We start from the raw sequence: 13839 nt of genomic DNA, 5'->3' as shown, positions 1-13839 counted from the left end.
CATTTCATATCCAGGTTCCGGTGTGCCGGAGACGAAACCTTAGAAGAGTGGAGCCTTAATCATAAAGTTTTAACCCTTTTATGCATAGCCGACTAACCTTAAAGGCTCCACTCTTCTTACGGTAACTTCTAACCCCACCGTACCTTTTTTTTATATTAGATAGATAGGTACTTTTTTTATCTAAATTTTTCATAGACGTTTAAGTCGTTAGACCAAATTACGCAATATGTATCTGATACATATTTTTTACGTTGTCTACTTATTGTTAGATAGTATCTATCTAGTCTTCTACTTTATTGTTTATATTTTTCTTATAGCACACCTATCACAAATTGTCAAGATAAAGTTTAAAGAAAAGCCGTCCTATAAGGACGGGGCTTTAAACCCAAAATTTTTGGTAAGAAGCTATCAGCGTGTCGCGTATCAGCTATCAGTTATCAGTTATCAGCGTGTCGCGTATCAGCTAATGCGCTAGGCGCAGGCTAGTTGAGGTGCTTTTTAATCAAACAGGTAAGCATTGGTTTAATCTTAGTTACTTCAGCTGACCGCTGACCGCTGACCGCTGACCGCTGATGCTTAAGCTTCCTTGATGAGATCATCAAAACAGTGAGGGCAACAAATACCTTTGATATATTTAGGGGAATTGAGATCAGCTTGGGAAATTGGATTTCCACAACCGTAGCACATATGGTGGGTTCCAGCTTCCAAGCTGTGCTTGAGAGCAATCCGTTGATCGAAGACAAAGCACTCCCCCTCCCATAAACTTTCGTCTTCTGGGACTTGTTCTAAATACTTGAGAATGCCACCTTTGAGATGATAGACCTGTTTAAAACCCTGACTCAACATAAAGGATGAGGCTTTTTCACAGCGAATACCCCCTGTACAAAACAGGGCTACTTTTTTGTCTTTGGTGGAATCGAGGTGGTGGCGAACATAATCAGGGAATTGTCGGAATGAGTCAGTATGGGGATTTTGGGCACCTTTGAAGGTTCCGATATTTACTTCATAGGTATTGCGAGTGTCAATCAGGACTACGTCTGGATCTGAAATTAGAGCATTCCAGTCTTGGGGATTAACATAAGTACCTACCTTCTGATTGGGGTCAACCTCTGGCAAACCGATGGTGACAATTTCTTTCTTTAACCGGACTTTGAGGCGGTTGAATGGGGGGGAGTCAGTGTAGGATTCTTTATGCTCTAGGTCGGCCAGACGGGGATCGGAACGGAGAAAGGCTAGGACTGAATCAATGGCTTGACGGGAGCCTGCGATTGTGCTATTTATGCCTTCTGCTGCGAGGAGAATCGTTCCTGTGATGCCTTGAGCTTGACAATGGGCTAGTAAGGAGGGTCGTTTATCGGCAAAGTCTGGCAATCTGACAAATTTGTAAAATGTTGCAACTACCTGGGTCATGATCCGGTTAAGGGGTGAAAAGAGTGCTGAGTTTTGAGTCCTGAGTCGTAAAGTGCCTCACTATTTACTATATTGGCGTATGGTAAGACCCCGCACTAACCTGCTATGGTCAGATTACTGTTGTGGTTTACTGTTGCGGTCACTGGTGATAGCCCATCACCCGATTACTCTATGACCTGATTACCTGAACTGACAGTTGTAAATGGTGCTTTGATCTGAATGGATGGCAGAAATGCTCGATTGCGATTGCGCTACGCCCACGCTACGCGATCGCTAAATCTAAAATCTTGATTGGATCAGGGTTTTAGCCATTACCCCCCTGACAATCATGCCAGATAAATCGTGCTATGGGAAAATTTTTTGGCTATCTTGCTTGACTTTCCACTTGGATGTTGTATAATAACAAAAGTGCGATTGATAAACTAAGCTTGATTTAGCTTAAGTTGTATTTACCTGGGGGTATAGCTCAGTTGGTAGAGCGCCTGCTTTGCAAGCAGGATGTCAGCGGTTCGAGTCCGCTTACCTCCACTAAATGTATCTATTGGTAGATTGGTGGCTAGGGTAGGCTTTAGAGTAGAAACAAAATAAAGGCTAATGGCTGATAGCTGATAGCTGATAGCTGATAGCTTAATGCTTACCATAACTAATCACTAATTACCACTAACTCTGATTCCATTGAGAAATTGATTTCTAAAAAATAGACGATATAGTTCGCAACTAGCTGTGGCTCGATTCCCGCGAATTTTGATCAAACCCAAGCTTTCCAATTTATAGGCAGTGAGCGCTTCTAATTCCACACTTTCTGTCGCCATGACTACTTCCTTAAAGGCAGCGACTAGGTCAGGATGGGGTAACAAAGCGGCTAGATAGTAACGCAAATAGTTACTATAAATTCCAGTTTGAGTTGGGGCTTCCTCTAGTAATTGTTCTAAGCTAACATCCTGTTTGGTGAGATGATACAGGGCAAGACGAATTAAACTAGGACAACGACCTACCATAGTCACTAAAGGATCAAGACGTTTCACAGCTTCGTCACCTTTTGCCCAATCCAAACCATGACGCTGGGCTAACTCTAGCACTTGCTCATTGGTAAATTCTGGGAGTTTAATGGCTAGGCCAACATTAAAGGGAGACTGATTAAGTTTTAGTGGCACATATACATCTGTAGCATGAGCTATCACCCATCTTACGTTTTGCCAAATTTCCAGTTCCCTAGCATCCTCATACCAAGAGCGTAGCAAAGACAGAAAATCCCTAGAAAGTTCTGGATACTCAAAAATTTGATTGACTTCATCTAAAGCAATAACGATTGGCCTATCGACTTGCTCTAGCAAATAGTCTTCAAAGTAAGTGGTGCAACTGACCTTAGAGCCAATCTCAGAATCCCAATAGTGATCGAGTTGGAGGGATAAACCCAATTGCCGACTGACGTTGGCACAAAACCAACGTAAGAACTTATCTAGGTTGGTGAAAACTTGGGAATCAGCTCGGTGTAAACTTAAAGTAACAGTACGAAAGCCCTGTTTTTTAGCATAAGCCACAATCCTTCGCACTAGGGAAGTCTTTCCTTTCTGTCTGGGGCCTTTAATATGAATCAGGCTACCTGGTTTGCTAACTTCTGCGTAGGTAAGCGCTTCAATAGGAGGACGTTCGATGTATAAATTGGAGTTTAGTGGTACCGGACCACTAGGAAAGTCTAGCTCTGGTACCAGAGCAGGGTATAGGGAATTACCGAAACTGCTTTTGATCCTGTCGTGATAGCTATAAATCCCTAGAGAGGATAGCTGAGCTTGGGAGTACCGCCTCAAAACTGACCGGACATTACTTTTGGTAACTTTTTGTTTGAGAGCCACAGAGAGACGTTGCCAAAGTTTGAATCCTACATCTCTAATGTAACTATGCTCATACCCGCAGCTTTCCGCAATCTCAGCGTAAGTCTTCCCTTCCCAAACTTCACAGAAGACGGTCTCTTGAAGGTTACTGAAGGAGTAATCGGGCAAAATTGTGTCCAAAACAGCTAGGGCTTCGTCTGCCATCATTGACTAGGTTGAAAGCCAACACACCAAACACTAGCTTTACTTTGACATAGAATTGCCAAAATTTCCGTGCAATCAAGCAATTTTTTCCAATTTTTTACGACTATTACCAGCAGATGGCCCACTCCAATCTAGGTAAAATTCCCGATTTTTTCAGGCAGACAATTTCCATAGGTCTTTTTTAAAATCAACTCAACGTTGTTTAAGTCTGGTATCCCAAGACGATTGAGTGATGAAAAAACAAGTTTTCGGAGCAGTTTCAGCCCTAGCATTCGCCGCATCTGTGTTGCCTATTGCCATCCCTAGTCTAGTACCAGTGGCTCAGGCTCAAGCGGGTTTTGTGCCGAATGCTCCCTATGTTGCCAGCGCTGGAATTGCTGGAGCTGCAGGGGATAGGCATTTTATTACCGTTGGTGTGGCTGTGTTTCCAATAAATGCTGTTGTGATTGAATGCACCAATCTGGCTGGTGTTCGTAAAGCAACGGTTACTAATCAGTTTGGTGAGAGAGTGGCAGCAACCACAGCAGTGTCTAAGAGTCCTGAAGGTGGTATGGCTCTTACGGTGACCTTGAATGAACCTGTTAAACCAGGCAATGTCCTGCGCATTGTGATGAATGGGGTAGAACAAAATCGAGAAGGGGGAGCAATGCTTTATCGAGTGTCTGCTCTGACCGAAAATATCTCCTATCCATTTCCTGTGGGTACGGCAATGTTGCTCGAGCCGGTCTTGAATGACTAGAGTCCATAGGGTTGTTCGCGTAGCGTGGCCAATAGGCCAAGGTTGAAGGTTGAAGGTTGAAGGTTGTTTGGTTGAAAGTTGAAGGTTTTTTTGTTAAAGGTTGTTTGGTTAGACCTTGCACCATTAGTATTTTTATGATATTGCTTGCGTCAATTATTCTGACCTATTCCCTGTTCCTTTAACCCAAGTTCCTTGATCCAAAGTCCCCGAATTTCTGTGTCTTTCGATATCTGACCCAAGTACTTGAGGATGTTGTCAAAGGAGTTGAGATTTAGTCGTTAAATTATTGACAATACTAGACAAACTTCTACATACTTGTCTAGTATTATGCATTACAGACCTCACCAATTTGCCAAAATCGCTGGTGTCTCGGTTAGAACCCTTCAACGATGGGATGCATCGGGAAAATTGGTTGCAGACAGGACACTAGGAAACCACCGAGTTTACACCCAGAAACATATCAACGAATTGAAAGGGTTGTTACCCGATTATATGAAACGGTCTATTGTCGTTTACTGCCGGGTATCATCTCCTTCTCAAAGACCAGACCTGGAAAACCAAGTTAAAGCTATGGATACCTTCTGTAATGCCTCTGGTCTCAAAATCGATCAAGTCATCCCAGAAATTGGTGGGAGTATGAACTTCAAACGTAAGAAATTCCTCAATCTACTATTCCGTATGCTTTCCGGGCAGGTCTCTACCATCATCGTCGCTCACAAAGACCGATTATGTAGGTTTGCGTTTGACCTGATTCTTCAGTTAGCCAAGTACTCCGATGGCGAGATGATCGTGACCAACAATGAATTCCTTAGTCCCCAGCAGGAGATGCTGGAAGACCTCATGGCTATCATCCACTGCTTCTGTTGTCGGCTGTACGGTTTGCGTCGGTATCTCCAAGCGATTCAAGAAAAAATCAACAAAAACCTTGATAGTCCCGACGATTGTGCGAAAGTAGAAATGGAAGTACAAGTTTAGGTCGAAACTCCCATGTTTGGAATCAAGCGCGAACTCAAAGTCAACAACTCCGAAGCCAACTGGCTATCTCAATGTGCGGGGTTCTCTCGGTTCGTTTATAACTACGGACTGGGAATTATGAAATCATCATGGGAGTTTGAAGACATCAGAGCTTCCGATTCCAAGAGGTTGAACACAATTAAGAAGGTGTTCACCAATGTGACTAAGAAGAATCCTGATTTTGCTTGGTGCAATAAGTATCCAGCTCGGATTTACCAAAATGCGTTTCGGAATCTAGCTAAAGCCTTTAGTTGGTGGCGTGACCCAAAGATTAAAGCTCAAATGCCTACATTCAAGAAGAAACGCCATCAGTGCAGTTTTACCGTTGATGATTCAAACGGAAAACGGCTGGTAAAAGCTGGGAAGACCATCAACATCCCAACAATGGGGACGTTCAGATTAAAGGAGGCTATTCCTTACGATTGCATTTCCCAAACATTTACCATTTCAAGAGAAGCAGATAACTGGTTCGTATCGTTCTTTGTCGATGCTTGCCCAATGCCAGCGATGAAACACACTCAGCAAAAAGTCGGAATTGACCTAGGTGTTAAGTGTTTTGCGACTTTGTCCGATCGCACCAAGATTGAAATGCCCAAATCGATCAAGAAAGCGAAAATCAAGCAATCGTTGCTACAGTGGCGCAATCGTAAAAAGGTGTTAGGCAACGGTCAGACCAAGACCCAACCCAGTCAGAATGCTCAGAAATACTATCAAAGACTGAGGAAGCAACACAAACACATTGGGAACATCAGAGAGGACTTTTTGCAAAAGGAAACCACCAGGTTAGCGCAGACCTATCAAGAAATCAAGATTGAGGACTTGAACCTGTCTGGGATGCTGGCTAATCACAAGTTAGCTGAAGCCATCGCCTTACTGGGATTCTATCGGTTCTCAGAGTTGCTGACCTACAAGCAAGAATTCCACGGGTTCAAACTAACCCTGGTAGACAGGTGGTTTCCCAGTTCAAAAACATGCCACAAGTGTGACCACATACAGGATATGCCGTTGAGGGAACGAGTTTATGTGTGTGGCAGTTGTGGAAACATTGAAGACCGGGATTTGAACGCAGCGATTAACATAGAGCGTTGGGAACCCGGTAACAGAACACTGTCGATGGCAATCGATCAAACGCCTGTGGACTAGAAGTAGCCGACTACCTAGGATGAAACAGGAATTGAACATCAGACCAAATGTCTAGGTTTGTGTAAGATTCATGATGCAGTTAAGCTAGCATCAACCACATGGACAACTTAAAGGAGAAGTTTTATATGGTAAGCGAAGGTAATCTGATCGATGCAGCTTGGCAAGCGCTGGAAGATTCGATTATCGATTATCAAGGTCATCCCGTGGGCACAGTAGCGTCGAAAGACTCGGATATGGAAGCCCTGAATTATGACCAGTGCTTTACGCGGGATTTCGCGGTGTCGGCTATGGCATTGCTGATGAGGGGCAAAGGAGAAATTGTGCGCAATTTCCTGATCGAAACCCTAGGGCTTCAAAGCCGTGAAAAGCATATGGATTGCTTTAAGGCGGGTCTTGGATTGATGCCAGCTAGCTTTAAAGTGATACATAAGAAGGAACAGGAGTATTTAGGGGCGGATTTTGGGGAACATGCGATCGCACGAGTTGCTCCAGTAGATTCTGGCTTGTGGTGGCTGCTGGTGTTAAGGGCTTATGTTAAGGCAACTGGTGATCAAGCCCTTGCCCACCAGACAAGGTTCCAACGGGGAATCAAATTAGTTCTAGATCTGTGTCTGACTAAGCGATTTGATCTGTTTCCCACGATGTTGGTTCCCGATGGTGCCTTCATGATTGACCGACGCATGGGAGTTGATGGCTATCCGTTGGATATTCAAGCCCTATTCTACACTGCCTTGCAGGCGGCCAGTGAGTTGTTGTTGCCAGAGGATGATTATGTTCCTGTGGTCAAGGAGCGCTTGGGTCATCTAACTTATCATATTCGGAATTACTATTGGTTGAATTTAGACCGCCTCAAGGAAATCTATCGCTACAATGTGGAAGAGTTCGGTGAAGCGGCAATCAATAAGTTTAATATCTATGCTGATACTATTCCTGATTGGCTAATGCAATGGTTGCCAGATTCAGGGGGATATTTTGTTGGTAACCTTGGACCAGGACGGATGGATTTTCGCTTTTTTGCCCAAGGTAATTTAATGGCAATTATTACGTCCCTAGCTACTGAAGAACAATCCCAAGCCATTATGAACTTGATCGAGCAACAGTGGCAGGATTTAGTGGGAGAAATGCCCATGAAAGTTTGTTTTCCGGCTTTGGAAGGTCGCGATTGGCAAATTATCACAGGTTGTGATCCCAAAAATACTCCTTGGTCTTACCATAATGGGGGGAGTTGGCCCTTCTTGTTGTGGGAATTGGCAGCAGCAGCACAAAAAACTGGGAAATCTGAACTGGCCCGTCAAGCATTAACAATTGCTTCCCAATGCCTGCTTCAGGATAACTGGCCAGAGTACTATGATGGTAAAGATGGTCGCCTGATTGGCAAGAAAGCTAGGAAATTTCAAACCTGGACAATTGCTGGCTTTTTAGCAGCACAACAGTTGATAGATAATCCGGATCATCTTAACTTAGTCAGTTTTGAGGACACTGCTGTGATGATTTGCTCTATGGATATTGCGGAAATTGTTGCCATGAACAAATAACTTTAAATTAATTTAAACTAATTTAAATTCACTTAAACTAAGTTAAAATTGGTACTTACCAAGTACCAATTTTAACTTAGAGGTTGTCTGAGAAGTCTCATTTGCTACATCCAAGCCCCCGTTGGTCCCCCAATTTTGGGGGACTTTTAGAAGCAAATTGACTCTTGTTCCCCCCAAAGTTGGGGGGCTAGGGGGGCAAAATTCAGTATCAAAAAACTTGGGAGATATCCTCTTAACAATTCCCAAAATTACCAAGGTAAGCATTCAGCGGTCAGCGGTCAGCGGTCAGCCTTGGCCAAAAGGCCACGCTACGCGAATGGTTCACGCTACTTGAGGGTAAGCATTCAGCCGTCAGCGGTCAGCCGTGGGCTTTTGGCCCACGCTGCGCGAACAGCTTTCCGTAAAAGAGATTAAGCGAATGCTTACCAGTTGTCTTGATGCAATAGCGAGTGGGGTTTTCCCCGAAGACCTTGGTGCATCACTTATTCAAAAGTTCCGTAGCTTGCCCATAGCCCATAAGCTGATACGCGACACGCTGATAGCTGAATGCTTACACTTGAGGTGCCGTCAGCTTATTTTATTCAAAATCACCATTAGTAGCGTACGCTATGGGCATAAACTTTTCCCGTAGCGTGGCCACAAGCCTTTACTTCTAGCTGATAGCTGATACGCGACACGCTGATAGCTGATAGCTTACTTACCAAGTACCAATGACCAATGACTAATGAGTAATGACTTGGGACGAGAAATTTGCGGTAATCTACCCACAGGAGAATCACGGGAATGGCTAGTTACCAATGGAATTGGAGGCTACGCATCAGGGACGATAGCTGGTCTAGTCACCCGCCGTTATCATGGATTGCTGATTGCTGCTCTCAAGCTCCCCTTGAATCGTAATCGTGGATTAAGCGATCGCGAAGATCATCTCCATGTCGCAACCTTTGAGACCCAACTTAAAGTTGGGGAATCCCTGACTCTGGTGGTCAGCACTGAAGAACATCCTGAACTTGATGGCAACACAGCCTTAGACGCTCATTATCAATACCAGCAGCAGTTAATCAACCGTTGGGATGCTGCCCACAATCTCAAAACTACCCCCAGTTGGATCCGGCAATTAGTATGGGCGGCTGACCAATTTATTGTCAACCGCCCGTTAGCAGATGCACCTGATGATAAAACGATTATGGCAGGCTACCCTTGGTTTGGGGATTGGGGGCCAGATACCATGATTAGTTTGCCAGGATTGACCAAAAAAGTTTCAAGCCCCGTCCTTCCTTCGACGGCTTTTAAGTAGAGTGTGATAGAATAAACATGTAGCCTAGTACAGGCAGGAAAAGTCGGTACTGCCAATTTAAAAACAACGAGCGTTTTGCGATACTAGTACACGAGGAGCGAAAAACCTCGCCAAAACCCATGGGTCTTAACAGACACCGAAAACCAGTAAAGTACAAATTCAAAGTATATAACGTACCGTGGGGCACACGGGAACGGGCAATCCCAACGCTTAGGGAGACAAGCCCACTGGGGTTAGTTAAATTAGGCTCAATATTTGGTTCTTCTGGACGAATATTTGGCTTAAGTAAGGCATTTCAGGATAACTAATTTTAAGGCATGTCGTAGAACTAAGAATCCCCGCTCTTATAGGGCGGGGAGTGTCAAAAGAATGCTGTCAATCCTAGCAAAGTCGGTACAAAAGTGGCTCCCCATTACCAATTTACTATTGGTGCTGGGGAGACTCGGGTGATTAAGCTGTGGCTGAGTGATGCTCCCAATATCCCCCAACCCTTTGGCAGTGAGTTTTCACGGATTATTGCCACCCGTCGCTCAGAAGCGGATCAGTTTTACCATGCGATCGCACCACCCGGAATTAATGATGATCAGCGTAATATTCAGCGTCAAGCCTTCGCAGGACTGTTGTGGAGTAAACAGTATTATTACTACAACGTAGAAACCTGGCTCAAGGGTGACCCCAATCAACCGCCACCTCCACCAGAACGTCTCAAAGTCAGGAATCAGCAATGGAATCATCTCAACAATGCAGATATTATTTCGATGCCCGATAAATGGGAATATCCCTGGTTTGCAGCCTGGGATTTGGCATTCCACTGCATCCCCTTAGCAATGATTGATCCAGATTTTGCTAAGAATCAACTTGACTTAATGACGCGGGAGTGGTATATGCATCCCAATGGGCAAATTCCCGCCTATGAATGGAACTTTTCAGATGTTAATCCTCCCGTGCATGGGTGGGCAACCTGGCAAGTTTATAAGCTGGAAAAACAGTTCCATGGCACAGGCGATCGCCAGTTTTTAGAACGGGTCTTTCAAAAACTTCTGCTGAACTTTACTTGGTGGGTTAACCGCAAAGATTTCGACGGCAACAATGTATTTGAAGGGGTATTTTTAGGCTTAGACAATATTGGAGTATTTGACCGTAGTTCAGATCTTCCAAACGGCTGAATGCTTACCTATTACCTATTACCCAAAAAACCTTCGACTATAAAACTACCGCGCACCACTGGACATGATATGATTCATTGAAACTTTGCTATTGTCAACGTCTATGTCAAGTTTCATTGCTAAAACAACAGATTGGTTGAATCGGATTCCAGGGCGTGGTTACTTATTGATCGCTATCCTGATTTTTGCAGCAGCGAATTCGGTCATTCGTAAGCTCACTGACCTGGGTGCAGATAATTTAATTGATGGTAGAAATCCTATTTCCTTCTGTAATGTGTTGTTTGTTGGCAATCTCTGCGCGTTGCTAGCGTTGATTGCTATTTATGGACGACAGTGGAATTTTCGAGCCCTCAGACAACTCTCTGGAACAGATTGGTTAGGGTTACTAGGTGTTGCAGTTTTGTCAGGAGCACTGGCACCATCTCTGATATTTATCGCTCTTGAGCGCACTGCTGTTAATAATGTAGTGCTGATTGGACGCATTGAGCCTCCTCTTGCTTTGGCTTTGTCGGTTTTACTTCTCAAAGAACGGGTAAATCGTTGGGTGATAGCTGGTGCGATTATTTCATTTATTGGTGTAATCCTGACTATTGTGCTTCAGCCTCCCCAGGAAAACATGATTAATATGGGTGGAGGCTTTAGGATTGGTGTCGGTGAATTGATGGCAGCAGCAGGAGCGATCGCATTAGCAATTTCTACCATTATTAGTAAAGTCAAGCTGCGCCAAATCCCTCTGGGAATCTTTACCGTGTTCAGAACTGCTACAGGTACGGTCATTTTCTTGGTTGCGGTGATTAAGTTATTTGGAGTAGGTCATTTTATGGATGCTTTATCACCATTTGTCTGGCAATGGATGCTGCTCTATGGGGCTGTGATTGTAGTAGGAGGTCAACTCTGTTGGTTTAAGGGTTTGAAGACTACTACTGCATCCGATGTTTCTCTGGCGAGTTCCTTTAGTCCGGTAGCGGGCATTTTAGCAGCTTACTTGATTCTATCAGAAGTACCAACAATAGCTCAGTATATTGGTGGTGCTGTAATTATTTGCGGCATTGTCCTGAATCAAATTGGTATTTCTCGCAAACTTCCTAAAACTGATACTATCATTGTGGCAGAATCGATGAAAGAAATGGAATTTGGGTTTAAAGGAGTATGAATGTAAGCATTCAGCTAATGCTTACCTAGTAACATAAGGATGTTACTAGTTCTAGAGATGTCAGTATGGAGATGTTAGCCAAATTTGCTGAAAGAGTTACCGAGCGCTTGATGGCTGGGATATTAACGTTTCCTGATGGTCAAGCTTGGGTAATTGTAGTTATCTTAATCGTGATTTATGGTTTAATTGCTTTACCGATTGGTTTCCGGAACGGCTTTCTAAAACTAGATCAGAACTTACTTACTATTGATAATCCCCCATTATCTCCTTTATTCAGGAAAACTGATGTAAGTGCTGTTAATGTCAAAACCTCTTGGTATTTAGTGGGAAAGATTATGATAACTGCTCTGTTTACCCCAGCAATACTTGAAGAAATATTTTTCCGGGTTTTATTATTACCTCATCCCTCAGAAAACCCTTCCTTAATTTCACTATCCGCTTGGTCTACAGTCAGTTTAGTCATTTTTGTTATCTATCATCCACTGAATGCTATCACCTTCTATCCGGCGGCAATGGAAACATTTTTTAAACCTATTTTTCTATTCCTAGCTACACTTTTGGGAATTATTTGTACTATTGCTTATCTTCAAAGTGGCTCCATCTGGACAGCTGTAGTCATTCACTGGTTGTTTGTTGTGATCTGGCTGATTGGCTTGGGTGGCAAAAGCAGACTTTTGTAACTTAAGCATTCAGCATTCAGCTATCAGCTATCAGCTATCAGCTATCAGCTATCAGCTATCAGCTATCAGCTATCAGCTATCAGCTATCAGCTATCAGCTATCAGCTATCAGCTATCAGCTATCAGCTATCAGCTATCAGCTATNTGAGTACCATGGAGAGTTTGATCCTGGCTCAGGATGAACGCTGGCGGTATGCTTAACACATGCAAGTCGAACGCCCCTTCGGGGGAGTGGCGGACGGGTGAGTAACGCGTGAGAATCTGCCTTCGGGTCGGGGACAACCACCGGAAACAGTGGCTAATACCGGATGTGCCGAGAGGTAAAAGATTTATTGCCAGAAGAGGAGCTCGCGTCTGATTAGCTAGTTGGTAGGGTAAAGGCCTACCAAGGCAACGATCAGTAGCTGGTCTGAGAGGATGAGCAGCCACACTGGGACTGAGACACGGCCCAGACTCCTACGGGAGGCAGCAGTGGGGAATTTTCCGCAATGGGCGAAAGCCTGACGGAGCAATACCGCGTGAGGGAGGAAGGCTTTTGGGTTGTAAACCTCTTTTATCAGGGAAGAAGAAAGTGACGGTACCTGAGGAAAAAGCATCGGCTAACTCCGTGCCAGCAGCCGCGGTAATACGGAGGATGCAAGCGTTATCCGGAATTATTGGGCGTAAAGGGTCCGTAGGTGGTACCTCAAGTCGGCTGTTAAAGACCAGGGCTTAACTCTGGGCAGGCAGTGGAAACTGAGGAACTAGAGGGCAGTAGGGGTAGAGGGAATTCCCGGTGTAGCGGTGAAATGCGTAGATTTCGGGAAGAACATCGGTGGCGAAGGCGCTCTACTGGACTGAACCTGACACTGAGGGACGAAAGCTAGGGGAGCGAATGGGATTAGATACCCCAGTAGTCCTAGCTGTAAACGATGGATACTAGGTGTAGCTTGTATCGACCCAAGCTGTGCCGAAGCCAACGCGTTAAGTATCCCGCCTGGGGAGTACGCACGCAAGTGTGAAACTCAAAGGAATTGACGGGGGCCCGCACAAGCGGTGGAGTATGTGGTTTAATTCGATGCAACGCGAAGAACCTTACCAGGGCTTGACATGTCGCGAATCCCGGTGAAAGCTGGGAGTGCCTTAGGGAGCGCGAACACAGGTGGTGCATGGCTGTCGTCAGCTCGTGTCGTGAGATGTTGGGTTAAGTCCCGCAACGAGCGCAACCCTCGTTTTTAGTTGCCAGCACTTCAGGTGGGCACTCTAGAGAGACTGCCGGTGACAAACCGGAGGAAGGTGGGGATGACGTCAAGTCAGCATGCCCCTTACGTCCTGGGCTACACACGTACTACAATGGTGAGGACAATGGGCAGCCAACCCGCAAGGGGGAGCTAATCTCATCAAACCTGGCCTCAGTTCAGATTGCCGGCTGCAACTCGCCGGCATGAAGGAGGAATCGCTAGTAATCGCCGGTCAGAATACGGCGGTGAATCCGTTCCCGGGCCTTGTACACACCGCCCGTCACACCATGGAAGCTGGCCACGCCCGAAGTCGTTACCCTAACCCTTAGGGGAGGGGGATGCCGAAGGCAGGGTTGGTGACTGGGGTGAAGTCGTAACAAGGTAGCCGTACCGGAAGGTGTGGCTGGATCACCTCCTTTACAGGGAGACCAACTGAGACCGAATCTTTCG

The 13839-nt window shown here is 45.0% G+C and carries 9 protein-coding genes, 1 tRNA gene, 1 rRNA gene and 2 pseudogenes; 11 read left to right on the top strand and 2 right to left on the bottom strand.

All coding sequences use genetic code 11. The features are described 5' to 3' along the window. Positions 1-576: 576 nt before the first annotated feature. The gene (gene trhO / locus F6K63_RS02700) at positions 577-1410 is read right to left on the bottom strand and encodes an oxygen-dependent tRNA uridine(34) hydroxylase TrhO (RefSeq protein WP_287310652.1); all 834 of its coding nucleotides are present in this window, start codon (positions 1408-1410) and stop codon (positions 577-579) included. A 455-nt stretch (positions 1411-1865) separates the two neighbouring features. On the opposite strand from trhO, the gene F6K63_RS02695 reads away from it, so the two are divergent. Next, a tRNA-Ala gene (locus tag F6K63_RS02695) sits at positions 1866-1938 on the top strand. A gap of 122 nt (positions 1939-2060) precedes the next feature. Here F6K63_RS02695 and F6K63_RS02690 read toward each other — a convergent pair. Further along, positions 2061-3449 (bottom strand): AAA-like domain-containing protein, encoded by a 1389-nt coding sequence (locus F6K63_RS02690; protein ID WP_287310650.1) that lies wholly within the window; start codon positions 3447-3449, stop codon positions 2061-2063. 229 nt (positions 3450-3678) lie between these two features. Between F6K63_RS02690 and F6K63_RS02685 the strand changes: the two genes are divergently transcribed. The 10 genes and pseudogenes from F6K63_RS02685 (at position 3679) to F6K63_RS02640 (ending at position 13808) form a co-directional block, all read left to right on the top strand. Next, positions 3679-4185, top strand: a complete 507-nt coding sequence (locus F6K63_RS02685) for a hypothetical protein (RefSeq protein WP_287257194.1) — start codon at positions 3679-3681, stop codon at positions 4183-4185. A gap of 327 nt (positions 4186-4512) precedes the next feature. Then, on the top strand, positions 4513-5160 hold the full coding sequence (locus tag F6K63_RS02680; RefSeq protein ID WP_008187139.1) for an IS607 family transposase: 648 nt from the start codon (positions 4513-4515) through the stop codon (positions 5158-5160). A 12-nt stretch (positions 5161-5172) separates the two neighbouring features. After that, positions 5173-6342, top strand: a complete 1170-nt coding sequence (locus tag F6K63_RS02675) for an RNA-guided endonuclease InsQ/TnpB family protein (protein ID WP_008187137.1) — start codon at positions 5173-5175, stop codon at positions 6340-6342. 98 nt (positions 6343-6440) lie between these two features. Then, positions 6441-7877, top strand: a complete 1437-nt coding sequence (locus F6K63_RS02670; RefSeq protein WP_287310649.1) for a glycoside hydrolase 100 family protein — start codon at positions 6441-6443, stop codon at positions 7875-7877. A 157-nt stretch (positions 7878-8034) separates the two neighbouring features. After that, positions 8035-8211: a hypothetical protein gene (locus tag F6K63_RS02665; RefSeq protein WP_154659862.1), complete on the top strand. Its 177-nt coding sequence runs from the start codon at positions 8035-8037 to the stop codon at positions 8209-8211. Between the two features lie 390 nt (positions 8212-8601). After that, positions 8602-9126, top strand: a pseudogene (locus tag F6K63_RS02660) (glycogen debranching enzyme N-terminal domain-containing protein); the annotation flags it as partial. A gap of 407 nt (positions 9127-9533) precedes the next feature. Further along, positions 9534-10334: pseudogene (locus F6K63_RS02655) on the top strand (MGH1-like glycoside hydrolase domain-containing protein); the annotation flags it as partial. 106 nt (positions 10335-10440) lie between these two features. Beyond that, positions 10441-11490: a DMT family transporter gene (locus F6K63_RS02650; RefSeq protein ID WP_287295184.1), complete on the top strand. Its 1050-nt coding sequence runs from the start codon at positions 10441-10443 to the stop codon at positions 11488-11490. 71 nt (positions 11491-11561) lie between these two features. Next, entirely contained in the window at positions 11562-12170 is a 609-nt protein-coding gene (locus F6K63_RS02645) for a CPBP family glutamic-type intramembrane protease (protein WP_165691843.1), read from the top strand. Positions 12171-12319: 149 nt separating this feature from the next. Continuing rightward, a 16S ribosomal RNA gene (locus F6K63_RS02640) occupies positions 12320-13808 on the top strand. The last annotated feature ends 31 nt before the right edge of the window (positions 13809-13839 follow it).

This window comes from Moorena sp. SIO1G6 (assembly GCF_010672795.1).
In the GTDB taxonomy this organism is placed as follows: Bacteria; Cyanobacteriota; Cyanobacteriia; order Cyanobacteriales; family Coleofasciculaceae; genus Moorena; species Moorena producens.
Note: the sequence above shows the minus strand (reverse complement) of the source record. Positions and strands in the feature narration are given on the sequence as shown.

Excerpts from the sequence above, each read along its gene's own strand:
- trhO (WP_287310652.1), bottom strand. The coding sequence starts at position 1,410 with ATGACCCAGGTAGTTGCAACATTTTACAAATTTGTCAGATTGCCAGAC.
- F6K63_RS02690 (WP_287310650.1), bottom strand. The coding sequence starts at position 3,449 with ATGATGGCAGACGAAGCCCTAGCTGTTTTGGACACAATTTTGCCCGAT.
- F6K63_RS02685 (WP_287257194.1), top strand. The coding sequence starts at position 3,679 with ATGAAAAAACAAGTTTTCGGAGCAGTTTCAGCCCTAGCATTCGCCGCA.
- F6K63_RS02680 (WP_008187139.1), top strand. The coding sequence starts at position 4,513 with ATGCATTACAGACCTCACCAATTTGCCAAAATCGCTGGTGTCTCGGTT.
- F6K63_RS02675 (WP_008187137.1), top strand. The coding sequence starts at position 5,173 with ATGTTTGGAATCAAGCGCGAACTCAAAGTCAACAACTCCGAAGCCAAC.
- F6K63_RS02670 (WP_287310649.1), top strand. The coding sequence starts at position 6,441 with ATGGACAACTTAAAGGAGAAGTTTTATATGGTAAGCGAAGGTAATCTG.
- F6K63_RS02650 (WP_287295184.1), top strand. The coding sequence starts at position 10,441 with ATGTCAAGTTTCATTGCTAAAACAACAGATTGGTTGAATCGGATTCCA.
- F6K63_RS02645 (WP_165691843.1), top strand. The coding sequence starts at position 11,562 with ATGTTAGCCAAATTTGCTGAAAGAGTTACCGAGCGCTTGATGGCTGGG.